The 19,650-nt window shown below is 69.2% G+C and carries 22 protein-coding genes and 1 pseudogene; 13 read left to right on the forward strand and 10 right to left on the reverse strand.

Going from position 1 to position 19,650, the window contains the following annotated elements; all coding sequences use genetic code 11:
- The first annotated feature begins 75 nt into the window (after positions 1-75).
- Positions 76-435: an HPF/RaiA family ribosome-associated protein gene (locus tag J2739_RS02075; RefSeq protein WP_309898043.1), complete on the forward strand. Its 360-nt coding sequence runs from the start codon at positions 76-78 to the stop codon at positions 433-435.
- Positions 436-453: 18 nt separating this feature from the next.
- On the opposite strand, the gene J2739_RS02080 is transcribed toward J2739_RS02075, so the two are convergent.
- Positions 454-888, reverse strand: a complete 435-nt coding sequence (locus J2739_RS02080) for a hypothetical protein (RefSeq protein WP_309898044.1) — start codon at positions 886-888, stop codon at positions 454-456.
- 202 nt (positions 889-1,090) lie between these two features.
- Between J2739_RS02080 and J2739_RS02085 the strand changes: the two genes are divergently transcribed.
- Together J2739_RS02085 and J2739_RS02090 are read left to right on the forward strand one after the other, a co-directional pair.
- Positions 1,091-1,852, forward strand: a complete 762-nt coding sequence (locus J2739_RS02085) for an esterase/lipase family protein (protein WP_309898045.1) — start codon at positions 1,091-1,093, stop codon at positions 1,850-1,852.
- Positions 1,853-1,945: 93 nt separating this feature from the next.
- Positions 1,946-2,224: a hypothetical protein gene (locus J2739_RS02090; RefSeq protein ID WP_309898046.1), complete on the forward strand. Its 279-nt coding sequence runs from the start codon at positions 1,946-1,948 to the stop codon at positions 2,222-2,224.
- Here J2739_RS02090 and J2739_RS02095 read toward each other — a convergent pair.
- Positions 2,205-2,789, reverse strand: a complete 585-nt coding sequence (locus J2739_RS02095) for a BPSL1445 family SYLF domain-containing lipoprotein (RefSeq protein ID WP_309898047.1) — start codon at positions 2,787-2,789, stop codon at positions 2,205-2,207. The genes J2739_RS02090 and J2739_RS02095 overlap by 20 nt on opposite strands.
- A gap of 172 nt (positions 2,790-2,961) precedes the next feature.
- Here J2739_RS02095 and J2739_RS02100 point away from each other — a divergent pair, with 172 nt between their 5' ends.
- The 4 genes from J2739_RS02100 (at position 2,962) to J2739_RS02115 (ending at position 6,370) form a co-directional block, all read left to right on the forward strand.
- Positions 2,962-3,633, forward strand: a complete 672-nt coding sequence (locus J2739_RS02100; protein ID WP_309898048.1) for a redoxin domain-containing protein — start codon at positions 2,962-2,964, stop codon at positions 3,631-3,633.
- An 81-nt stretch (positions 3,634-3,714) separates the two neighbouring features.
- Positions 3,715-4,071, forward strand: coding sequence for a YbaN family protein (locus J2739_RS02105; protein ID WP_309898049.1), 357 nt, complete (start codon positions 3,715-3,717; stop codon positions 4,069-4,071).
- Positions 4,072-4,358: 287 nt separating this feature from the next.
- Positions 4,359-5,117: a hypothetical protein gene (locus tag J2739_RS02110; protein WP_309898050.1), complete on the forward strand. Its 759-nt coding sequence runs from the start codon at positions 4,359-4,361 to the stop codon at positions 5,115-5,117.
- Positions 5,118-5,335: 218 nt separating this feature from the next.
- Positions 5,336-6,370, forward strand: a complete 1,035-nt coding sequence (locus J2739_RS02115) for an aldo/keto reductase (RefSeq protein ID WP_309898051.1) — start codon at positions 5,336-5,338, stop codon at positions 6,368-6,370.
- A gap of 82 nt (positions 6,371-6,452) precedes the next feature.
- On the opposite strand, the gene J2739_RS02120 is transcribed toward J2739_RS02115, so the two are convergent.
- Positions 6,453-7,535 (reverse strand): ABC transporter substrate-binding protein, encoded by a 1,083-nt coding sequence (locus tag J2739_RS02120; protein WP_309898052.1) that lies wholly within the window; start codon positions 7,533-7,535, stop codon positions 6,453-6,455.
- A gap of 307 nt (positions 7,536-7,842) precedes the next feature.
- On the opposite strand from J2739_RS02120, the gene J2739_RS02125 reads away from it, so the two are divergent.
- On the forward strand, positions 7,843-9,420 hold the full coding sequence (locus tag J2739_RS02125) for an FAD-dependent monooxygenase (protein ID WP_309898053.1): 1,578 nt from the start codon (positions 7,843-7,845) through the stop codon (positions 9,418-9,420).
- An 88-nt stretch (positions 9,421-9,508) separates the two neighbouring features.
- Here the strand turns inward: J2739_RS02125 and J2739_RS02130 are convergent, their stop codons facing one another.
- A complete protein-coding gene (locus J2739_RS02130) occupies positions 9,509-10,585 on the reverse strand; it encodes a pirin family protein (protein ID WP_309898054.1) in 1,077 nt (358 codons plus the stop codon).
- Positions 10,586-10,863: 278 nt separating this feature from the next.
- Between J2739_RS02130 and J2739_RS02135 the strand changes: the two genes are divergently transcribed.
- Both J2739_RS02135 and J2739_RS02140 read left to right on the forward strand, forming a co-directional pair.
- Entirely contained in the window at positions 10,864-11,193 is a 330-nt protein-coding gene (locus tag J2739_RS02135) for a hypothetical protein (protein WP_309898055.1), read from the forward strand.
- A gap of 97 nt (positions 11,194-11,290) precedes the next feature.
- A complete protein-coding gene (locus J2739_RS02140; RefSeq protein ID WP_309898056.1) occupies positions 11,291-11,527 on the forward strand; it encodes a hypothetical protein in 237 nt (78 codons plus the stop codon).
- 115 nt (positions 11,528-11,642) lie between these two features.
- On the opposite strand, the gene J2739_RS02145 is transcribed toward J2739_RS02140, so the two are convergent.
- A complete protein-coding gene (locus J2739_RS02145; RefSeq protein ID WP_309898057.1) occupies positions 11,643-12,122 on the reverse strand; it encodes an FKBP-type peptidyl-prolyl cis-trans isomerase in 480 nt (159 codons plus the stop codon).
- A 67-nt stretch (positions 12,123-12,189) separates the two neighbouring features.
- Positions 12,190-12,315, reverse strand: a pseudogene (locus J2739_RS02150) (oxidoreductase); the annotation flags it as partial.
- A 190-nt stretch (positions 12,316-12,505) separates the two neighbouring features.
- Between J2739_RS02150 and J2739_RS02155 the strand changes: the two are divergent.
- On the forward strand, positions 12,506-13,720 hold the full coding sequence (locus tag J2739_RS02155) for a YihY/virulence factor BrkB family protein (protein WP_309898058.1): 1,215 nt from the start codon (positions 12,506-12,508) through the stop codon (positions 13,718-13,720).
- On the opposite strand, the gene J2739_RS02160 is transcribed toward J2739_RS02155, so the two are convergent.
- Positions 13,695-14,696 (reverse strand): SDR family oxidoreductase, encoded by a 1,002-nt coding sequence (locus J2739_RS02160; protein ID WP_309898059.1) that lies wholly within the window; start codon positions 14,694-14,696, stop codon positions 13,695-13,697. The genes J2739_RS02155 and J2739_RS02160 overlap by 26 nt on opposite strands.
- Before the next feature lie 183 nt (positions 14,697-14,879).
- Here J2739_RS02160 and J2739_RS02165 point away from each other — a divergent pair, with 183 nt between their 5' ends.
- Positions 14,880-16,175, forward strand: coding sequence for an Nramp family divalent metal transporter (locus tag J2739_RS02165; protein WP_309898060.1), 1,296 nt, complete (start codon positions 14,880-14,882; stop codon positions 16,173-16,175).
- Between the two features lie 4 nt (positions 16,176-16,179).
- Here the strand turns inward: J2739_RS02165 and J2739_RS02170 are convergent, their stop codons facing one another.
- Both J2739_RS02170 and J2739_RS02175 read right to left on the reverse strand, forming a co-directional pair.
- Entirely contained in the window at positions 16,180-16,683 is a 504-nt protein-coding gene (locus J2739_RS02170; RefSeq protein ID WP_309898061.1) for a CinA family protein, read from the reverse strand.
- A gap of 12 nt (positions 16,684-16,695) precedes the next feature.
- The gene (locus J2739_RS02175; RefSeq protein ID WP_309898062.1) at positions 16,696-16,824 is read right to left on the reverse strand and encodes a hypothetical protein; all 129 of its coding nucleotides are present in this window, start codon (positions 16,822-16,824) and stop codon (positions 16,696-16,698) included.
- Between the two features lie 123 nt (positions 16,825-16,947).
- Between J2739_RS02175 and J2739_RS02180 the strand changes: the two genes are divergently transcribed.
- A complete protein-coding gene (locus J2739_RS02180; protein ID WP_309898063.1) occupies positions 16,948-19,278 on the forward strand; it encodes an ATP-dependent DNA helicase in 2,331 nt (776 codons plus the stop codon).
- On the opposite strand, the gene J2739_RS02185 is transcribed toward J2739_RS02180, so the two are convergent.
- Entirely contained in the window at positions 19,247-19,453 is a 207-nt protein-coding gene (locus J2739_RS02185; protein WP_309898064.1) for a hypothetical protein, read from the reverse strand. The two genes, J2739_RS02180 and J2739_RS02185, sit on opposite strands and share 32 nt — an antisense overlap.
- Between the last annotated feature and the right edge of the window lie 197 nt (positions 19,454-19,650).

The raw sequence follows: 19,650 nt of genomic DNA on the forward strand, positions 1-19,650 counted from the left end.
AAATGCTTACGCTGCGAGTTTCATCAGGCGCAAAACTGGGCGGGCCTCAGATCAACGGAAGCAAAGGTACCTGACATGCAGATTCAAGTGAACGCCAGCAACGGCGTGGAGAACAAGGATGCCCTCGAGCGCTGGGCGAGCGAGGCGATCAGGAAGGCGCTGGACCGCTTCTCCGCCGATGTGACACGGGTCGAGGTCCACCTGAGCGACGAGAACCACGACAAGGGCGGCGGCAACGACAAGCGCTGCGCCATGGAAGCGCGCGTCGCAGGCCGCAATCCGCTGACCGTGACGCAGCACGCGCCCAACCTCGACGAGGCTTTCCGCGGCGCGGCCGACAAGCTCAAGCGCGCGCTCGACAGCGCCCTCGGGCGCCAGGAGAGGCACCGCGATCGCGAATCCATTCGCAAGGATGGCGGCGCGACCGACGAATGAGGAGGCGCGAACACCGCCCTATTCGAATCCCTTGAACTCCCGCACCTCCCTGACATACTGCGCCGCCTCCCCCGCCGTCATCATTGCCTCGATCTCTTCCAGCTCCATGGATTCGAGGTCATACGCGACCCATTCGAACAGCCGCGACTTCGGCATGTCTTCCAGCTCGTCCTGGTCGACCCAGGGCTGCAGGCGCGCCGGCGCACTGTCGAGCAGCATGCGCAGGTAGATCGCGCGCTTGATCTTGAGATCGGCCAGGTCCCTCGGGGTCATGGCGAGCGCCAGCACCACGATGTGGTTCTCCCATGCAATCTCGCGGCCCGGGCGCTCGTCCAAGCGGGTCGCCCGCTCGTGGGCGCGCGACAGCCACGCCACCCGCCGGCTCTGTGCGACCGCCCTGGCATGGGCCAGGCCTTGCAAACTCCTCAGTGCCGCTTGAACGATGGGGCGCATGGTGACTCACATCAAACAGCCCTCACGTGCGCCTCGCGAGTAGGACGATCAAGACTCTCGTCGCCGTCGCAGGCGCACCGCATGTGAAAAGACATGCCCTTCCTCAAAATGGCCCGTCCGCCTACGCATGGCCTGCCTCCTGTCCCAGCGGAGTGCGCAACCCTTCGCCTACCGTGGATGTTTTGAATCCGGGAGACCCACCATGCCGACTACCGCCATTGCCCGCCCACCCTCCAAGTTCCTGTTGCTGGCCGAGGGTCGGGCACTCTGGGAAGCCACCGCGACACTCGCGCTCTGGCCGCTCCTCCAGTGCGCGCCGCGCGGCGATGGCCACGCTGTCGTGGTGCTGCCCGGGCTGGGCGCGAGCGACGGATCGACCGAGCTGCTCCGCAGCTTCCTGCAGACCCGCGGCTACGCGGTCCATGGCTGGGGCCACGGCACCAACTGCGGGCCGCTTCCGGGCGTCGAGAAGGGGCTGCTGGACCTGCTGCGCCGACTGCACGAGCGCTCGGGCAAGGTGAGCCTGGTGGGCTGGAGTCTCGGCGGCGTGTTCGCGCGAATGCTCGCGGCCAGATCACCCGACACCGTGCGTGGCGTCGTCACGCTGGGCAGCCCCTTGCACGGCAGCCCGAAGGCCACCCGCGCTGCGAAGGTCTATGAACTGCTGAGCGGCATGCCTGCCGATGATCCCAGGCGCCAGCGCTGGGTGAGACCGACGCCGCAGGTGCCCGCCACGTCGATCTTCAGCCGCTCCGACGGGATCGTGTCCTGGCGCAGCAGCTTCGAGACGGAGACGCCCTCCTCCGAGAACATCGAGGTGGAAGCGAGCCACCTCGGCCTGGGCGTTCACCCGGCCGTGTTCTATGCCGTGGCAGACCGGCTCTCGCAGCCCGATGGCGCATGGACGCGCTTCGTCGCGCCTGCGGCCTTGCGCGCGTTCTACCCCGATCCGGCACGCCCGTGAGGGCGCCTCTCTACATCCCACATCCATTCCTGCCTACAGCGGCGCACGACGTTCGGGGCTTGCCCACCGGCAGGCGTGCGCGAGCCTCGTCGCATGGACGCCGTAGAGCAGAAATCCTTCTTGCACCGGGGCCGCCGCGTGACCATCGCTCATTGGACGGAAGGCGGCAAGATCCATGTCCGGGCGGAGATTCATCATGGCAGCAAGCTGCTCTGCGTGCTGTCGAGGTCCGGCCTGGTGGAGCGGGCGCCCAGGCTCATCGCGGGGCTGCATGCCGCCGCCATGAAGTGGGTGGAACACGACGTGGCGGTGTCGACGCGGCCGCGCCGGTGGACACCGCGCACCGGAATCACTAAACCCGAACCTCGGTGATCTTCGCGCCCTGCAGCGAAACGCCGGCCTCCAGGCCGAGGTTGGTCAGGACGAAGCCGATGACCGGCTGGCGCATCGTGTTGGTGTCGATCCTGCCGTTGGCGCCCATGGTCGCAGCGGCGACCGAGGCATCGGCTCCGGCGGTCCAGCCCTTGCTCTTGCGGAAGGTGTCCAGCGCCTCCTGGGTGGTGAACAGATAGATCACTGCCCTCGAATGCGCGCCGGCCTGAAATCCGATCGAGCCGGCCGTCGTGCTGTAGTAGGCCACGGTGCGGCCGTTCACGCGCAGCGCGCCGCGGCCATATTCGGCGCCGATGCCCAGGCTGCCGCCCACCACCGAGGGGAACACCAGCACGCCCCTGGACTTGCCGACCATCTCGCGCGCATCCGGTACGGTGTCATAGAGCTTGGACAAGGTGGCGTCGACCTGCGCGTCGATGGACGTGCGCGAGGACGTGCTGCTTGCGCGGTCGTCCGGTCGTGTGGTGGTGCAGCCGACGAAGGCGATGCCGCTGGCGGCAAGCGCTGCCGCGGTGCAGAGGGTGCGGAGCGTGAAGGCGTTCATGGGATGTTCCTTTCCGAACCCCACGATGCGGCGCGCCAGCGCAGCCGGTGCCAGTCGTCTGCGCGTGAAGGTGTAGGACGCAAGACGGCGTTGTGTTGTGCCCGGCTGCGACAAGTGATACGGTCGAACGCCCGCCCGCCTGAGCGAACAACCTGACGAAGGGAGGTGACCCGTGGGAGATCCGCTGCAACCGGGAGACCCGGCCCCCGCCTTCACGCTCCCCGCGGCCAACCGCGAAGGCAGCGTCTCGTTGGCCGACCTGCGCGGAAAACCTTTCCTGATCGGCCTGTTCCGCGGCCTGCACTGTCCCTTCTGCCGGCGACAGGTGACGCAGCTGGCGGAGATCCAGCCGGCCCTGCGGGGTGCAGGCATCCAGACCGTGGCAGTGATCAACACGCCCGTGGAGCGCGCCCGCCTCTACTTCCGCTACCGGCCCGTGCCGCTGTTGCTGCTGGCGGACCCGGAATGCGGCACGCATCGGGCCTTCGGTGTGCCCAGCGTCGCATTCCTGCCCGATGACAGCAGCGAACCGAGCGCATGGCCTGTCAGCACGCGCATGGCGGACTTCGAGGCGGCACGCATCGACCCCACCGGCGAGCTGCCCGGGCCCACCCAGCCGATGGCGGCCAATGCCCTGCTGAATGCGAAGGACGGCTTCGAGCTCACCGAAACCGACAACGCGATCATGGCGAGCCATGCCACGCAACTCGTCGGGCACTTCCTGGTCGACGGGTCGGGCGCCATCGCCTGGGCGAACATCGAGGCGCGCGACGGGCCGAGCAGCCTGTGCTACTTCCCGAGTGCGGCGGAGATCCTCGCGGCCGCCGAGGCGCTCGAGCGCTGAGACAAGCGCTCCATCGCGTCGCCGGGCCCTGAGCTCGGGGATTTGCTGCCCCCGTGGCCGGCTCGTGATGCAATGCACCCGATGATGCCCTTGCTCTGGCGAGTCCTCGCGATCCTGTTCCTGGCGCTCGGCGTCCTCGGCGTCGTACTGCCTGTTCTTCCGACGGTCCCCTTCCTGCTGGCGGCCGCGTGGTGCGCAGGACGCGGATGGCCGGCGCTCGAGCAATGGCTGATCGGCCATCCGCGCTACGGCCCGCCGATTCGTGAATGGCGCCGCGGCCAGGTCGTCTCTCGATCCGCGAAGTGGGCGGCCAGCGTTTCCATGGCGCTCGGCGCGCTGATCCTGCAGTTCGCGCCTGTGCCGCTGGCGGCCAGGATCGCGGTCCCGCTGGTCATGCTCATCGTGGCGATCTGGCTCTGGCAAAGGCCCGAGCAGTAGGTCGAACGGGCATCCGCTGCGCCCGGGCTTCCCCCGGCGGAGCGACGCACATGACGGGCCGATGCACGAGGGGTGGTCGCTGCAAGGCACATTCCTACAGGAGAAACCGACAACCACGCATTTCCCTTTGCGGCCGCCGCCTTACATTCGCGGTCGCGCCCCGGGGAGCTTCGCGGCCGCCACGACATCGGTGCTTCACGCCGAGCAGGAGCCGCTCATCGGATTGCTTCTTCATGATGTGTTTGCGTTCATGCGTCCTCGCCGCGTTGGCTGGGGGCGGCTTCGCCATGTCGACCTCGGCCGTTGCCGAGCCGTCCCCCGCGCTGGATCGCTTCAGCCTCGCGATCGGTGCCTTCCATGCCGACCCGACCGTCGACGCCGGATTGAACACGCCCTACGGCCGCTTCGACACGCGCGACATCGGAACCGGCAGCGTGACCATGCCGCGCATCACGGCCGATGTGCTGATCGGCGACAGCCAGGGCTTCTCGTTCGACTACTACCGTTTGAACCGCGACTATGGAACGGGCTTCGCGAACAACTTCGCGATCGGCCCAACCTCGGTCACGGCGCTGGGCAATGTCAACCTCGACCTCAAGCTGGACTTTGCCAAGTTCGCCTACAAGTGGTGGATCGGCTCGGGCAACACCGTGCTGGGCCTCGGTGCGGGCTTGGCCTACTACCGCGTCAACCTGGACAGCAACGCGCTCGCCGGCGTCAACGGGGCGACCGCCACCTTCAGCCAGCACGACAGCGATGATGCGTTCGCACCGCTGCTGGAAGTCGGCGTGCGCCACGCCATCAGTCCGGACCTGCGTCTCTTCGCCGACGTGTCCGGGGTGCGCAAGGGCGGAAGCAACCTGCGCGGCCATATCTACAACGCCGCCCTCGGCGTGGAGTGGTTTCCCGTCAAGAACGTCGGCGTGGTGCTGTCTTACGGCGTGAGCGAGATCGAACTCAAGCGTGATGTCGATGCATTGAGCAGCACGGCGCGGCTGCGGGTGAAGCTCAAGGGGCCTTCGGCATTTCTCAAGGCGCGGTTCTAGAAGGCACGTTGACGCGCTCCCGGGTGGCTGCGGCAGGCACGTGACCGAACGCGGCGTTCGAGCCCAAGTCGTCTCGGGGAAGCGCCGAGTCTGACGGGGGCGCCGAGCGCCCGGCGCTGCGTTCTTTGCAGGATCGGGCAAGCTTGCGCCACGATCCGGCATGCAGCGCCAGCGCCTCCGGATGGATACTTTGCAGCCCTCAGCAAGGAGTCCCTTTCATGCGTTTCAGCAAATTCGGCCGCACCGGCCTCTTCGTTTCGGAACTGTGTCTCGGCACCATGACCTTCGGCGGCGAGAGCGGCATCTGGGGCCAGATCGGCAACCTGCAGCAACGCGATGTCGATGCGCTGGTCGGCCGAGCGCTCGATGCCGGCATCAACTTCATCGACACCGCGAACGTGTATGCCGAAGGCCGCTCGGAAATCATGACCGGGCAGGCGCTCAGGAACCTGAAGATCCCGCGCGAGAACGTGATCGTCGCCACCAAGGTGCTGGGCGAGATGGGCCCGGGCCCCAACGCGCGCGGCGCCTCGCGCCATCACATCCTGCATTCCGTGCATGCGAGCCTGAAGCGGCTGCAGCTGGAGCACGTCGACCTCTACCAGATCCACGGCTTCGACCCGGCCACGCCGATCGAGGAGACGCTGCGCGCGCTCGACACGCTGGTGCAGCAGGGCCTGGTGCGCTACGTGGGCGTGTCGAACTGGGCGGCCTGGCAGATCGCGAAGGCGCTCGGCATTTCGGAGCGGCTGGGCCTCGCGCGCTTCGAATCGCTGCAGGCCTACTACACCATCGCCGGGCGCGACCTGGAACGCGAGCTGGTGCCGATGCTGCAGAGCGAACAGGTCGGCCTGATGGTCTGGAGTCCGCTGGCAGGCGGCCTGCTGAGCGGCAAGTACGGCCGCACGACCCAGGCCGAGCAGGGCAGCCGCCGCACCACCTTCGACTTTCCGCCGGTGCAGCTCGATCGCGCCTGGGACACCATCGATGTCATGCGCGCCATCGCGGAAACGAAGAAGGTCTCGGTCGCGCAGATCGCGCTGGCCTGGCTGCTGCACCAGCCGGTGGTCACCAGCGTGATCGTCGGCGCCAAGCGCGTGGAGCAGCTCGACGACAACATCGCGGCGACGGCGGTCAAGCTGAGCGGCGAGGAGCTGGCGCAGCTGGACAAGGTGAGCGCGCTGCCGGCGGAGTACCCGGGCTGGATGCTGGAGCGGCAGGGCGGCGCCCGGCGCAAGCAGTTGGCGCGGTAGCGGCCGGGCTTGCGTCGAATGGCTCGCCTGGCCGGCGTCGCGCCAGCATCTGCCGGAGCGAGATGCCGCCGGCCGGCGAGGCTCAGCGCACGAAGCGCCCTTCCGGCGTCACCCGCACCATCTCGATGAAGCGCGAGCCGGTGCCGTTGCCGGCCGTGAAGTCGATGTCCATGCCGGCGAGCCGGAGCTTGAGTGCGCGCAGCGCCGCATGCAGGCGCGCGCGCGTCAGGTCGCGGCCGGTGCGCTTGAGCGCCTCGATCATCACCAGCGCGTTCAGGTAGCCCTCGAAGCTGCCGTAGCCCACCGGCACCTGCGCGCGCTCCGCCAGGCGGCGGTACTCGCGCGCCACGCTCTCGACCTCGCCCCAGGGATAGGGCATCACCTGCGAGATGGCCAGGCCGCTCGACTGCAGCTGCACCACCTTGGCCGTGACCTCGCCCGGCACGATCGACATGCCGTAGAACATCGGCTTGCTGCCGGCGGCGTAGGTGCCCTTGATCAGCTCGCCGGCCACGGTGCCTGCCAGGTACATCAGCACCGCCTGGGACTGGCTGTCGGCCAGCGTCTTGCCGGCCTCGGCGGCATTCGAGCCGTCGGCCTTGACCACGACCGTGACCGCGGGCGTGAGCTTGTGGGTGGCCATGGCCGCGCCGATCAGCTTGACCGCCTCCGCGCCGCCGGGGTTGTCGAGATGGGCGATGGCGATCTTGTTGACGCCGACGGTCGTCAGGTGCTCGACCAGCGCCTGCGCTTCGCGCGCGTTGCTGGCGCGCACGAAATAAGCCGAGCCCGCGACGCGTTCGCGCGCCGTATCGGCCACGCCATAGCCGCCCACGCTGGGCGCGCCGCTTTGCTGCAGCAGCTTGGCCGCGGCGGCGGTGGTGCCCGAGCCGACGCAGCCGAAGAAGGCGAACACCCGATGGTCGTTCAAGAGCTTGCCGTAGTTCTCCACCGCCTTCTCGGGCTTGAGCTCATCGTCCAGCGCGACCAGCTTGATCTTGCGGCCGCCGACGCCGCCTTGCTCGTTGACGGCGTCGAAGGCGAGCCCGGCGCCGTTGTGGACCACCTTGATCTGCGAGCCGAGCGGCCCGCTCAGCACGGCCGAGCTGCCGAGGACGATCTCGCCGTCGCTCACGCCGTTCTCCGCGGCCTGGGTGGACGACATCTGCATAAGTCCAGCGGCGAACGCGGCCGTGGACGCGACAAAACTCCTGCGTTGCATGAACGAAATCCTCTTCCCGGGGTGACTGGTTATGGTGGATAAGGATTGGACGTGCAGCGCCAAGTGACGCCGGTTGGGGTTTACCCATCCCTATCTGGGCTTTTTTCACGCGGCGCGCAGACGGATGTGGACACGGGGCACCCGGTGCCGCTCAATGGACGCCGGGTCCAACGAATCCATGCGACCGAGTCCGCTGCAGTGCAGTGCAGTGCAGTGCAGTGCGGTGACCTGACCCACGAAAGGAAAGACCATGGACTGCGATGTGCTCATCGTCGGCGCCGGTCCCACGGGCCTGATGCTGGCCAACCAGCTGGCGCGCCGCGGCGTGCGGGCGCCGATCATCGACCGCCATCCCGGCCCCGCGCGCGAGACCCGGGCCCTCGGCGTGCAGGCGCGCACGCTGGAGATCTATTCGAAACTGGGCGTGGTGCAGCGCGCGCTGGCGCTCGGCAAGCGCGGCGACGGCGCCAACCTCTGGGCCGATGGCCGCCGGGTGGCGCGCGTGCCGCTGGCGGACGCCGGCGCGCGCCTCAGTCCCTATCCCTATCTCCTCGTGCTGGGGCAGGACGACAACGAGAAGATCCTGGGCGAGCAGCTGCATGCGTTCGGCCAGTCGGTCCAATGGAACACCGAGCTGCTCACCCTCACGCAGACGCCCGAGCGCGTCGTGGCCACGCTCAAGCAGCCCGACGGCAGCGTGCGCGAGATCGAGGCCGCGTGGGTGGCCGGCTGCGACGGCGCGCACAGCGCCGTGCGCGAGCGCTGCGGCATCGGCTTCCCCGGCGCGCCGTACGAGCACGTGTTCTTCGTGGCCGACGTGCAGGCCACCGGCAGCATGGTGGCCGACGAGGTCAACGTCTACCTGTGGAAGGATGGCTTCCATCTGCTCTTCCCGATGCGCGGCCAGGACCACTGGCGCATCGTCGGCATCCTGCCGGCGGCATTGAACGACAGGGACGACGTGCGCTTCGAGGACGTGATCCCCTCGTTGCGCGAGGAGGCAGGTGCCGGCCTGAGCTTCGATGCCTGCAGCTGGTTTTCCACCTACCGCATCCATCACCGCAGCGCGTCGCGCTTTCGCGAGGGGCGCGCCTTCGTGCTCGGCGATGCGGCGCACATCCACAGCCCGGTCGGCGCGCAGGGCATGAACACGGGCCTGCAGGATGCCTACAACCTGGGGTGGAAGCTGGGCCTGGTGGTGCAGGGGCAGGCCGATGCCTCACTGCTCGATTCGTACGAAGCCGAGCGCCTGCCCGTTGCGCGCCGGCTGCTGGACACCACCGATCGCGCGTTCAAGCTGGTGGTGTCGGACCGCTGGTGGGCCGGCTTGCTGCGCACCGAGGTGCTCGCGCGCGTCGGGGCCCTGCTGATGAGCCGGCCGCGCGTCCAGCGCATGGCCTTTCGCGTCGTCTCGCAAATCGGCATCCACTACCGCGAGAGCGCGCTGTCGATGTCGCTGGACGATCCGCCCGATGGCGCGCCGCGCGCGGGCGACCGCTTTCCGTGGCTGCAGCTGCGCTTTCAGGTGGATGGACCGGTTGAGGATCTGTACGACAAGCTCGACGACCTGCATTTCCATCTGCTCGTGTTCGGGCAGCCGGTGCCGCCAGCGCCGCTGCTCCTGCCTGCCGAACTGATACGCGTCCACGCCTTCCCTTCGGATGCGGACAACGACGCGGAACTGGCGCGCGGGAAGCTTCCGCAGCCTTCGTTCTACCTGCTGCGGCCGGACGGGCACGTCGCGCTGTGCGGCGCGCAGCTCGACCTCGCGGCCCTCGCGCGCCATGCGGCGGGACCCCTGGCGCTGCGGTCGCTCCCGCTCGCATAGGTTGCGGGGATCGCAGCGCAGGCAGAAGCCCAAGACCTGCACCTGCTTGGGCCGCAGGTAGAAGCGCGCTTCGGCATGGACCCGCGGCTCAGCTGCGCGGCGTCGCACGGGCCGCGGCTTCTTCGGGTCGCTCTTCGCGCCCGTCTGCATGCCGCGCAAAGCGCGCCGGGTTGCGCCCGTGCACCGGCGCGATGTCGGCCCAGGGCCAGCCGCCGAACTGCGTGCTGCGGTAGTCGGCCATGGCCTGCGCGATCTCGGCCTGCGTGTTCATCACGAAAGGGCCGTACTGCGCCACCGGCTCGCCGATGGGGCGGCCTTGCAGCAGCAGGAACTCGCTCTCCTCGTCGCCATTGATGAGTTCCACCCGCGCGCCCGCGCGCAGTTCGATCGCGGCGTGCCGTTCGACCGCCTGCCCCGCCACGCTGACCGAGCGGCCCTTGAAGAAGTACAGGGTGCGCCGCGTGTCTTCGCCGCTCGCGGCGGGCAGCGTCCAGCAGGCATGGGGTTCCATCTTCAGGGTCCAGATGGCCAGGTCCGCATCGGGCTGCGCGGCCCAGGAATCGGGCGGAGGGGCCAGCGGACCGCCGGCGCCCGGCTCGCCGTCGATCGGCGCGATGCGTCCGGCAATGCTCGCGACCTCGGTCGAGCGGCCATCGCCGTCCATCGCGGTGAAGCGCGGGATGTCCTCGACCCAGAACATCTTGAAGTGCGGCTGCGCCATCTTGCTGCGCGCCGGCAGGTTGATCCAGATCTGGAACAGCTCGAGCGGATTGGGCGCGTCGCGATCGAGCAGCGGGAACATCTCGGCATGCACGATGCCGCGGCCCGCGGTGAGCCATTGCACGTCTCCGCCGCCGAAGCGCGCGGTCGCGCCCAGCGAATCGGAATGGTCGATCAGCCCCTTGCGCACCAGGGTCACGGTCTCGAAGCCGCGGTGCGGATGGCCCGGGAAGCCGGGCACCGTGGTGCCGTGGTACAGGCTCCAGCCGTCCTTGCGGCTGAAGTCCTGGCCCAGGTTGCGGCCGGCCAAGGAGGCGTCGGGCCCCATCTGCGCATTGGCGCGCGGGTAGGCGTCGTCGTGGTAGGCGCAGAACAGGAAGGGGTCGATGGTCTTCCAGGGGAAGCCGAGGGCGTCGATGCGGACGATGGGGTGGATGCTGTTCATGCTGTTCGTTCCTTCGGGAGGCTCATTCTGTTCCGACCGGTGGGGCGTTGAGGGCTTCCTCGCAGATGGGGGCGCAGCGGCCGGGGCGTAGTGCGGAACTTCGGAACGCTGTCGTCCCGCGAATGCAACGATCAGCACGGCGTTTCCGACGCTGATCGGCCAATGGCCCGCCGCGGGACGCATCCACAATGCGGCGCCGGACCTCGAAGTCCGGGCCCGCCGCCGGCACGAGACACCGGCGTGACGACAAAGCCGATTCCACCCGAAGCGCACCAGACATGGACCCCCAGCAGTCGACACCGCCCCGCTCGATCCACGACCGCCATCGCAGCGAAGCCGGCGACCCGACCTGCGGCATGCGGACTCAGCCTTTGCCGCTGACGCTCGGCGCGCGGCGCCAGGCGCCGGACGGCCCCTTCCTGCGCTTCGCCCTGCCTTTCCTGGCGGTGCTCGGCTACTACGCGCTGGGCATCTGCACCTTCGCGGTGATGGCGGCGGGCAACGTGCCCGGTGGCGGCGACGTTCCGCAACTGGCCTGGTATGCCACCGAGACCACCAGCCCGATCGCCCTGGCCATTGCACTGGCGGCCGGGCGCTGGTGGGTCTGACAACGAACCCGGACAGCGTCCCGTCCCGGCCAGGGTGCCTTCCTACAGGCTGAAGGCGAAGCCCGGGACTACCTTGCAAAGCAAGGAGTCACGCATCATGCCCATCGCCACCCCGCCTCCGGATTTCGATCCCACCCTCGTGCCGCCATCGCACACCGAGCCCACCCAGGCGGAAGCCTGGGAGACGGGAATCTCCACGGACATGCCCATGAATGCCGAGGCGCCCGCGCGGGATGAAAAGCGGATCAGCGACCTGCTCAAGCTTTGGCCCGAGGATCGGACGAAGCCTTCGTGGCTGCTGGTCCAGCCTGATCACGTCGACGGGACACGGTGATGGCTGCCATCCTCGCCGTGCGCTACCTCTGGCTGCGCTGCGTGCGCTGGCAGCTCATCCGCACTCAGTGACTCTCGAGGGCGGGCCGTTCCTTGCGGAGCGCCGCCTCGGCACCTCAGTGATGGTGTCCGTGCTCGCCATGCACATGGCGATGCGCAATCTCCTCCGCCGTGGCCATGCGAACGCCGGTCACGCTCAGGCTGAACTTGAGCGACTTGCCGGCCAGCGGATGGTTGCCGTCGAGGATCACCTCGGGTCCCTTGATCTTCACCACGTTGAAGACCTGCGGCTGGCCCTGGTCGTCGCGGCCTTCGAGCTGGCCGCCGACCTTGACGCCGGGCGGGAAGTCCGCCTTCGAGATGGTGCGCATCAGCGCTTCGTCGCGCTCGCCGAAGGCGTCTTCGGGCTTCAGGTGCAGCGTGGCCTGGAAGCCCGTTTCCTTGCCTTCCAACGCGGCCTCGATCTTGGGAAAGGTGTTGCCGTAGCCGCCGTGGAGATAAACCATGGGGTCGCGGCTGTCGTCGAGCAACCGGTTCGTGGCGGCATCGGCGACCTTGTAGCGCAGCGTGACGACGGTGTCTTTCTGGATTTTCATGAGGGATGGGGGCTGGACTGTCGGAAGCGGGATTCTCGGTCAGGTCGCACGCTCCGGCCCCCGCCTTTCAGAACTCCTGCGACACGGGCCGCAGCACCACCTCGTTGATGTCCACGTTGGCCGGTTGCTCGAGCGCATGGACCACCGGCCGCGCCATCGAATCCGCGGGGATCTGGTTCGCGTCGTAGAACGCCACCCGTGGCTGCAGACCGGGCAGCTGGTCCCGGTGCTCGATGCCGAGATGCCGGAGCCCTGGCCGGTGCATGTGTGGCGCGCGACAGCACGCCAAGGTGCGCGCCTACTCGATCTTGCAAGCTTGCCGCATGGCGACGCCAGGGCCATGGAAGAAATTGGCCTCAGCTTCCCAGACCCGCGAGGCCGCCATGAACCCCAAGCACCTCTATGCACTCTGCCGGCAGTCCGTCAGCGCATGGGTCGACGACTACGCGCCGAGCATGGGCGCAGCGATCTCGTACTACACGATCTTCTCGCTCGCCCCGCTGCTGGTGATCGTGATCGCGATCGCGGGCGCGCTCTTCGGGCGCGAGGCGGCGCAGGGCCGCATCGTTGCCCAGATCTCGGGCCTGGTCGGGCCCGAGGGCGCGACCGCCGTCGAGGCGATGCTGCGCAGCGTGAGCGAGCCCGACAAGGGCCTGGTGGCGGGGCTGGTCAGCGCAGTGGTGCTGCTGATCGGCGCCACCACCGTGTTCGCCGAGCTGCAGAGCGCGCTCGACCGCATCTGGCACGTGCCGGAGCGCGAGAAGCCCTCGGGCATCTGGGCAGTGCTGCGCGCGCGGCTGCTGTCCTTCGGCCTGATCCTGGGCCTGGCCTTCCTGCTGATGGTGTCGCTGGTGGTGAGCGCCGGGCTGGCGGCCTTCGGCAGCTGGTTCGGCGGCCTGATGCCTGGCTGGGAGCTGCTGCTGCAGGGGCTCAACGTCGTGATCTCGCTGGGCATCGTCACGCTGCTCTTCGCGCTGATCTACAAGCTGATGCCGACGGCGCGCATCGCGTGGCAGGACGTCTGGATCGGCGCCCTCGTGACCGCCGTGCTGTTCGAGCTCGGCAAGCTCGGCATCGGGCTGTACCTGGGCAAGAGCGGCGTCAACGAGGCCTTCGCCGCGGCCGGCTCGCTGGTGCTGCTGGTGGCGTGGGTGTACTACGCCGCGCAGATCTTCCTGCTGGGGGCCGAGTTCACCAAGGTCTATGCCGATGCCCACGGGTCGACCTCCGGGACGAAGGCGGTGGCTGCCACGGAGAGCGCGGCGGCGCAGTCGGAGGCCGGGACGGACCGCATCGACCCCGCGGCTCTGCCCGCGGCGGCCTCGGCCGCGGCCGCGGAAGCGCTTGCGGCACCGAAGCCCGCGGACTACTCGGCCCTCGGACGCACGGCACGAGCCCAGGAGGAAATCGATCGCCGCGTGGAGCGTGCCAGCGCCACGCTGCTGCGCCAGCTGCTGTGGCTGGGTGCGCTCGCGCTCGGCAACGCCGTGGCCGACCACTGGGCGCGGCGCCAGCGCAAGGCCGGGCGGCGCCGCGCCGCGCGGCGCGGCACGGGCGCACCCGCGCTCGCCTCTACACCGCGCCGACGCTCCCGGTGACCGGCAGCACGATGCCCGTGATGTAGCTTGCGCACGAGGGCGCCGCGAGGAACACATAGGCTGGCGACAGCTCCTCCGGCTGCGCCGGCCGCTTCATGTCCGTGTGCTTGCCGAAGTTCTGCACCTCTTCGCCCGAGCGGTCGGCCGGATTGAGCGGCGTCCACACCGGGCCCGGCGCCACCGCGTTGACGCGGATGCCCTTGTCCAGCAGGTTGCTGGCCAGTGACTTGGTGAAGGCATGGATCGCGCCCTTGGTGGTCGAATAGTCCAGCAGGTGCGGGCTGCCTTCGAGCCCGGTCACGGAGCCGGTGTTGATGATCGAACCGCCGCGCGGCAGGTGGGGCACTGCGGCGCGCGCCATCTGGAAGTAGCCGTAGATGTTGGTCTTGAAAGTCAGGTCCAGGCGCTCGTCGGTGATGTCCTCGATGCTGACCGCGTGCAGCTGGAAGGCGGCGTTGTTGACCAGGATGTCGAGCTTGCCGAAGGCCTCGATCGTTTCCTTCACCGCGCGCCGGCAGAACTCCGGATCGCGCACGTCGCCGGGGATCAGCACGCAATGGCGGCCCTCGTCGTGGATGCAGCGGCGCGTCTCTTCGGCATCGACCTGCTCGTCCTCGAGGTAGACGATCGCCACGTCCGCGCCTTCGCGGGCATAGAGCAGCGCCACCGCGCGCCCGATGCCCGAGTCGCCGCCGGTCACCAGCGCCACCATGCCGTCGAGCTTGCCGCTGCCCAGATAGCCCGAGGCCTGGAAGCGTGGCTGCAGGTCCATCTCGGCTTCGAGGCCGGGCTTCTCCAGGTGCTGCGCCGGCATCGGGTTCTCGGGCTCGGGGCGGTGGCCGGCCTGGACGGCCTGCTTGCTGGGCTTGGCATCGCCGGCCTTGCGGTCCTTGGCGTCCTGTTCGCGCTGCACCTTGCGGTGCTCCTCGGCGACCTCGCTGGTGTCCGGCGAGAGGGTGTCTCGGTTGGAAGGCATGGAAAGGCTCCTGCTGGATGGATGAGGGAATGGCCCACCCTAGCCAGCCGTGGGAAAGCGCCATGTCGTCCGATGCCGCATCGCCCGCGCAGACTCGATGAAGTCCCACAGCCGGATGCGGCCCGTGCCTATGCGGGGCGCCACGCGGCCCGGCGACCTTCGGCCACGAATGAAGAACCCGCCATGAGTGCCCCTCCCCTCGACGCTTCCCCCAGCGCCCGCGAAGGCCGCCAACGGTGGTGGACGCGGCTCGGGCCGGGCCTCATCACCGGCGCCGCCGACGACGATCCGAGCGGCATCGCCACCTATTCGCAGGCCGGCGCCCAACTGGGCTATGCCGCGGGCTGGACACTGCTCTTCGCCTATCCGCTGATGGTGGGCATCCAGCTCGCCAGCGCGCGCATCGGCCGCATCACGGGCAGGAGCCTGCCCGCCAACTTCGCGCAGTTCTGCCCCCGCTGGCTGGTGGCCGCGCTGGTGCTGCTGCTGCTGACCGCCAATGTCATCAACCTCGGCGCCGATCTCAATGCGATGGGGGCCGCCGCCGCGCTGGTGCTGCCGGGCCATGCCGACGCCTACGTGGTGGGCTTCGGGCTGGTGTCGCTGCTGCTGCAGGTCTTCCTGCCCTACGAGCGGTACGTGCGCGTGCTCAAGTGGCTGACGCTCTCGCTGTTCGCCTACGTGGCGGTGGTCTTCGCGGTCGACGTGGACTGGCACGGCGCGCTCGAGGGCACCTTCATGCCTTCCATGCAGTGGAACAAGGCCTATGTGACCACCGTCGTCGCGATCCTCGGCACCACCATCAGCCCCTACCTTTTCTTCTGGCAGGCGGCGCAGGAGGTCGAGGAGATCAAGCGCGTGCCGCGCGACCAGCCGCTGCGCGTCGCGCCCGACCAGGCGCGCCGCCAGCTGCGCCGGCTGCGCATCGACACCGCGGTCGGCATGGGCTTCTCCAACGTGGTGGCCTTCTTCATGATCGTCGCGACCGCTGCCACGCTGCACGCCCACGGCATCACCGACATCGAGACCCCCGAGCAGGCGGCCGAGGCCTTGCGGCCCGTCGCCGGCGACGCGGCCTTCCTTCTGTTCGCGCTCGGCATCATCGGCACCGGCCTGCTGGCCCTGCCCGTGCTCGCGGGCTCGGCGGCGGACGCGGTGGCCAGCTACTTCCATGTGCGCAAGGGGCTGGACCTGCCGCTGGCCGAGGGCCGCAGCTTCTACGGCATCCTGGCCGCCGCCATGGTCCTCGGGCTGGCCATCGGGCTCTCGGGCGTGAACCCGATCTCGGCGCTGTTCTGGTCGGCCGTGATCAACGCCGTGATCTCGGTGCCCGTGATGGTGGCCGTGATGGTGGCTGCCACCAGCCGCAAGCTGATGGGACCCATGGTGCTGCCGCTCAAATGGAAGGTGCTGGGCTGGCTGGCGACCGCCGCGATGGCGGCGGCCTCGCTCGCGCTGCTGGCCGTGTCGGTCGGATGAAGCCTCAGCTCATGAAGCGGCGGTGGTAATGCGCGATGCGCTGCAGCGCGTAGTCGGCGGCGGCTTCGCGAATGGTGTTGCGGTCTCCGTGGAAGCGCTTCGTTTCGGTGAAGATCTGCGTGCGGCTGCCATCGCGGAAGGCCCACGCGAAGCACTGCGTGCCCGCCGGGATGGCCGAGTCGGTGTCGTCCGCCACGCCGGTGTTGGCAATCGCCAGGTTGGCGTCGCCCTGCGCGAGGGCGCCGCGCGCCATCTCCAGTGCCACGGGTTCGCTGGTGAGATTGAAGCGCTCCAGGGTGGCCTGCCGCACGCCCAGGTGGCGGTGCTTGGCCTTCGGGTCATAGACCACGAAGGCCGACTGCAGCACCTTGCCCGCGCCCGGCGCCGACGCCAGGCGCGAGGCGATGAGTCCCGCGGTGCAGGATTCGGCTGTCACCAGCACCAGGCCGTGTTCCTGCAGGTACTTCGCCGCGGCTTGGCCGGCGCCGTTTCCATCCGTGTTCGGCATGGCGAAAGCGCCTCACGCGTGATGGGCCCTGCCGGACTCGGCCGCCCTCCGATGGCTTCCGGCCAGCAGGCGTGCCGGCGTGACACGCGGCAACGAGACACCGGCTGCGAGCGCGTTCGGGCGAAGGTCGGAAGCTTCCATGGCGTTCTCCTGACGAGGCGTTCACCACGCTAGGAAGGGGCAAAGGCAGCGCGTGTCCGTGGCGCGCGGCGGCTGCTGTAGGACAGGGCTTTGACGCGCGCTTATAGTCATCCGGACTGCCGCATGTCCACCGATCCCTCTCCCTCTCCTCCCGCCGAGCCGGCGCCCGGCACCGGGCTCGCGGTCTCGGTCAAGGCCCTGTGCGCCTTCGCTGCCCGGGCGGGTGACCTGGACCTGCGCTTCGTGCCCGCACCCAGCGCGCAGGAAGGGATGGCCGGCCATCGGCTGGTGCAGGGCCGGCGCGGCGCGGACTACCAAAGCGAGCTCGGCCTCGGCGCGTGCTTCGGCCGGCTGCAGGTGCGCGGCCGGGCCGACGGCTACGATCCGCAGCGCCGCCGCGTGGAGGAGATCAAGACCTTCCGCGGTGACTTCGAGGCGATACGCGGCAACCACCGCGCGCTCCACTGGGCGCAGGCGCGCTGCTACGCGTGGATGCTGTGCGAGGCGCGCGGGCTCGACAGCGTCGAGGTGGCGCTGGTCTACCTGGACCTGGGCTCGGACGAAGAGCACGTGCTCGCCGAGACCCTGGCGAGCGAGGCCTTGCGCGCGCACTTCGAGGCGCTGTGCGGCCGCTACCTCGCCTGGGCCGAGCAGGAGGCCGCCCACCGCGCGGCCCGCGACGCCGCGCTGGACGCACTGGCCTTTCCCCATGCGGGCTTCAGGCCTGGCCAGCGCGAGCTGGCCGAGGCGGTCTACCGCACGGCAGTGGCCGAACGCTGTCTGCTGGCGCAGGCGCCCACCGGCATCGGCAAGACCGTCGCCACCCTCTTCCCCTTGCTCAAGGCCGGCGGCCGGCAGCGCATCGACAAGGTGTTCTTCCTCACCGCCAAGACCTCCGGCCGCGCGGTCGCCCTGGAAGGCTTGCGGCTGCTGCGCGACGGCGCGGCCCGGCCGCTGCGCGTGCTGGAGCTGGCGGCGCGCGAGAAGGTCTGCGAGCACCCGGACAAGGCCTGCCACGGCGAGTCCTGCCCGCTGGCGCGCGGCTTCTACGACCGCCTGCCCGCCGCGCGCGCCGACGCCGTGCAAGCGGCCTGGCTCGATCGCACCGAGCTGCGGCGCATTGCGCTGGCGCACGAGGTCTGTCCCTACTTTCTCGCGCAGGAACTGGCGCGCTGGTGCGATGCCATCGTCGGCGACTACAACTACTACTTCGACGCCAGCGCCTTCCTGTGGGCGCTGACGCAGGAGGAAGGTTGGCGCGCGGCCGTGCTGGTCGACGAGGCGCACAATCTGCTGGACCGCGCGCGGGGCATGTACAGCGCGCAGCTCGATGCCGCGGCGCTCCGTGCGGTGCGCCGGCAGGCGCCCCCGCTCGTCAGGAAGGCGCTGGGCAAGCTGCAGCGCGAATGGCGTCGGCAGCAGCAGACGCAGGTCGAGGCCTACCGCGCCGCGGACAGCATCCCGGCCCCGTTCGCGCGGGCCTTGCAGGAAGCGGTGGTCAGCCTCGGCGACCACTTCGCGGCGCAGCCGCAGGAGGCGCAGGGCGCTTTGCAGCAGTGCTTCTTCGACCTGGTGCAGTTCGCGCGGCTGGTGGAGTCCTTCGGCGAGCATTCCGTCTTCGAATCCACGCTGGAAGAGGGCGGCCACCGCGAGGCGCTAGCCATCCGCAACCTGGTGCCCGCGCCCTTCCTGCGCGCTCGCTTCGCCGGCAGCCTCAGCTGCGCGTGCTTCTCCGGAACCCTGGCGCCTTTTGTCTTCTACCGCGACATGCTGGGCCTGCCGGAGGACACGGCCACGGTCGACGTCGGCTCGCCCTTTCGCAGCGAGCAGCTGAAGGTGCGCATCGCGATGGATGTCTCCACGCGCTTTCGCGATCGCACGCGTTCGCTGGAACGCGTGGTCGGCATCATCGCGGCGCAGTACGCGCGGCAGCCGGGCAACTACCTGGCTTTTTTCAGCAGCTTCGATTACCTGGACAGCGCCTTCGAGGCCTTCACGCGCCGACATCCCGACGTGCCGGCCTGGGCGCAGGCGCGCGGCATGCGCGAGGCCGAGCGCGAGGCCTTCGTGGCGCGCTTCGCGCCGGGCGGGCAGGGCATCGGTTTCGCGGTGCTGGGCGGGGCTTTCGGCGAGGGCGTCGACCTGCCCGGCGACCGCCTGGTCGGCGCCTTCGTCGCCAGCCTGGGCCTGCCGCAGCACAACGCGGCCAACGAACGCATGCGCGAGCGCATGCAGGCGCTGTTCGGCGAGGGCTACGCCTACACCTACGTGTACCCGGGGCTGCAGAAGGTGGTGCAGGCGGCCGGGCGGGTCATCCGCACCGAGCAGGATGCCGGCGTGCTCTACCTGCTGGACGACCGCTTCGCGCGGCAGGACATCCGGGCGCTGCTGCCCGCGTGGTGGCGGGTCCAGCAGCTGGCGGTCACTGCGGCTCCCCCTTCTTCTTCGGCGTGATCACCTTGTCCACGGTGACCGAGACGGGGTCGCTGGCCGGGAAGGATTCCTCGACGCCGTTGTCCAGCGCTTGTTCGCTCGGCTCTTCCGTCACCGGCTTGTGCTGCTCGGGCGGTGCATCGTGCTTCTCGGAGGTCGGGAAGGGGAAGGGGTCGGTCGGTGTGGTGCTGCTCATGAAGCCTCCTCGAGATCGGGAAATTCAAGCTAGGGCGGGCGGCGGCACGGCCCTGTAGGAAGCCGCGCCAAGGCCCTGCCGAGATTCGTCCCGCGCGGGCGCGCGCGAATTCGCCTACGGCGCAGGGGAATGCAGGACTGCGTGGGGCGCATGGCACCGGTCGCAGGCTGATCGCACCGATCCCCTTCGATCGCTTC

Origin of the sequence: Variovorax soli (genome assembly GCF_031454625.1) — a bacterium.
In the GTDB taxonomy this organism is placed as follows: domain Bacteria; phylum Pseudomonadota; class Gammaproteobacteria; order Burkholderiales; family Burkholderiaceae_C; genus Variovorax; species Variovorax soli_A.

What these genes read in the sequence shown, in the direction of transcription:
- J2739_RS02075 (WP_309898043.1), top strand. Translation starts at nt 76, where the DNA reads ATGCAGATTCAAGTGAACGCCAGCAACGGCGTGGAGAACAAGGATGCC.
- J2739_RS02080 (WP_309898044.1), bottom strand. Translation starts at nt 888, where the DNA reads ATGCGCCCCATCGTTCAAGCGGCACTGAGGAGTTTGCAAGGCCTGGCC.
- J2739_RS02085 (WP_309898045.1), top strand. Translation starts at nt 1,091, where the DNA reads ATGCCGACTACCGCCATTGCCCGCCCACCCTCCAAGTTCCTGTTGCTG.
- J2739_RS02090 (WP_309898046.1), top strand. Translation starts at nt 1,946, where the DNA reads ATGGACGCCGTAGAGCAGAAATCCTTCTTGCACCGGGGCCGCCGCGTG.
- J2739_RS02095 (WP_309898047.1), bottom strand. Translation starts at nt 2,789, where the DNA reads ATGAACGCCTTCACGCTCCGCACCCTCTGCACCGCGGCAGCGCTTGCC.
- J2739_RS02105 (WP_309898049.1), top strand. Translation starts at nt 3,715, where the DNA reads ATGATGCCCTTGCTCTGGCGAGTCCTCGCGATCCTGTTCCTGGCGCTC.
- J2739_RS02110 (WP_309898050.1), top strand. Translation starts at nt 4,359, where the DNA reads ATGTCGACCTCGGCCGTTGCCGAGCCGTCCCCCGCGCTGGATCGCTTC.
- J2739_RS02115 (WP_309898051.1), top strand. Translation starts at nt 5,336, where the DNA reads ATGCGTTTCAGCAAATTCGGCCGCACCGGCCTCTTCGTTTCGGAACTG.
- J2739_RS02120 (WP_309898052.1), bottom strand. Translation starts at nt 7,535, where the DNA reads ATGTCGTCCACCCAGGCCGCGGAGAACGGCGTGAGCGACGGCGAGATC.
- J2739_RS02125 (WP_309898053.1), top strand. Translation starts at nt 7,843, where the DNA reads ATGGACTGCGATGTGCTCATCGTCGGCGCCGGTCCCACGGGCCTGATG.
- J2739_RS02130 (WP_309898054.1), bottom strand. Translation starts at nt 10,585, where the DNA reads ATGAACAGCATCCACCCCATCGTCCGCATCGACGCCCTCGGCTTCCCC.
- J2739_RS02135 (WP_309898055.1), top strand. Translation starts at nt 10,864, where the DNA reads ATGGACCCCCAGCAGTCGACACCGCCCCGCTCGATCCACGACCGCCAT.
- J2739_RS02140 (WP_309898056.1), top strand. Translation starts at nt 11,291, where the DNA reads ATGCCCATCGCCACCCCGCCTCCGGATTTCGATCCCACCCTCGTGCCG.
- J2739_RS02145 (WP_309898057.1), bottom strand. Translation starts at nt 12,122, where the DNA reads ATGAAAATCCAGAAAGACACCGTCGTCACGCTGCGCTACAAGGTCGCC.
- J2739_RS02155 (WP_309898058.1), top strand. Translation starts at nt 12,506, where the DNA reads ATGAACCCCAAGCACCTCTATGCACTCTGCCGGCAGTCCGTCAGCGCA.
- J2739_RS02160 (WP_309898059.1), bottom strand. Translation starts at nt 14,696, where the DNA reads ATGCCTTCCAACCGAGACACCCTCTCGCCGGACACCAGCGAGGTCGCC.
- J2739_RS02165 (WP_309898060.1), top strand. Translation starts at nt 14,880, where the DNA reads ATGAGTGCCCCTCCCCTCGACGCTTCCCCCAGCGCCCGCGAAGGCCGC.
- J2739_RS02170 (WP_309898061.1), bottom strand. Translation starts at nt 16,683, where the DNA reads ATGCCGAACACGGATGGAAACGGCGCCGGCCAAGCCGCGGCGAAGTAC.
- J2739_RS02175 (WP_309898062.1), bottom strand. Translation starts at nt 16,824, where the DNA reads ATGGAAGCTTCCGACCTTCGCCCGAACGCGCTCGCAGCCGGTGTCTCG.
- J2739_RS02180 (WP_309898063.1), top strand. Translation starts at nt 16,948, where the DNA reads ATGTCCACCGATCCCTCTCCCTCTCCTCCCGCCGAGCCGGCGCCCGGC.
- J2739_RS02185 (WP_309898064.1), bottom strand. Translation starts at nt 19,453, where the DNA reads ATGAGCAGCACCACACCGACCGACCCCTTCCCCTTCCCGACCTCCGAG.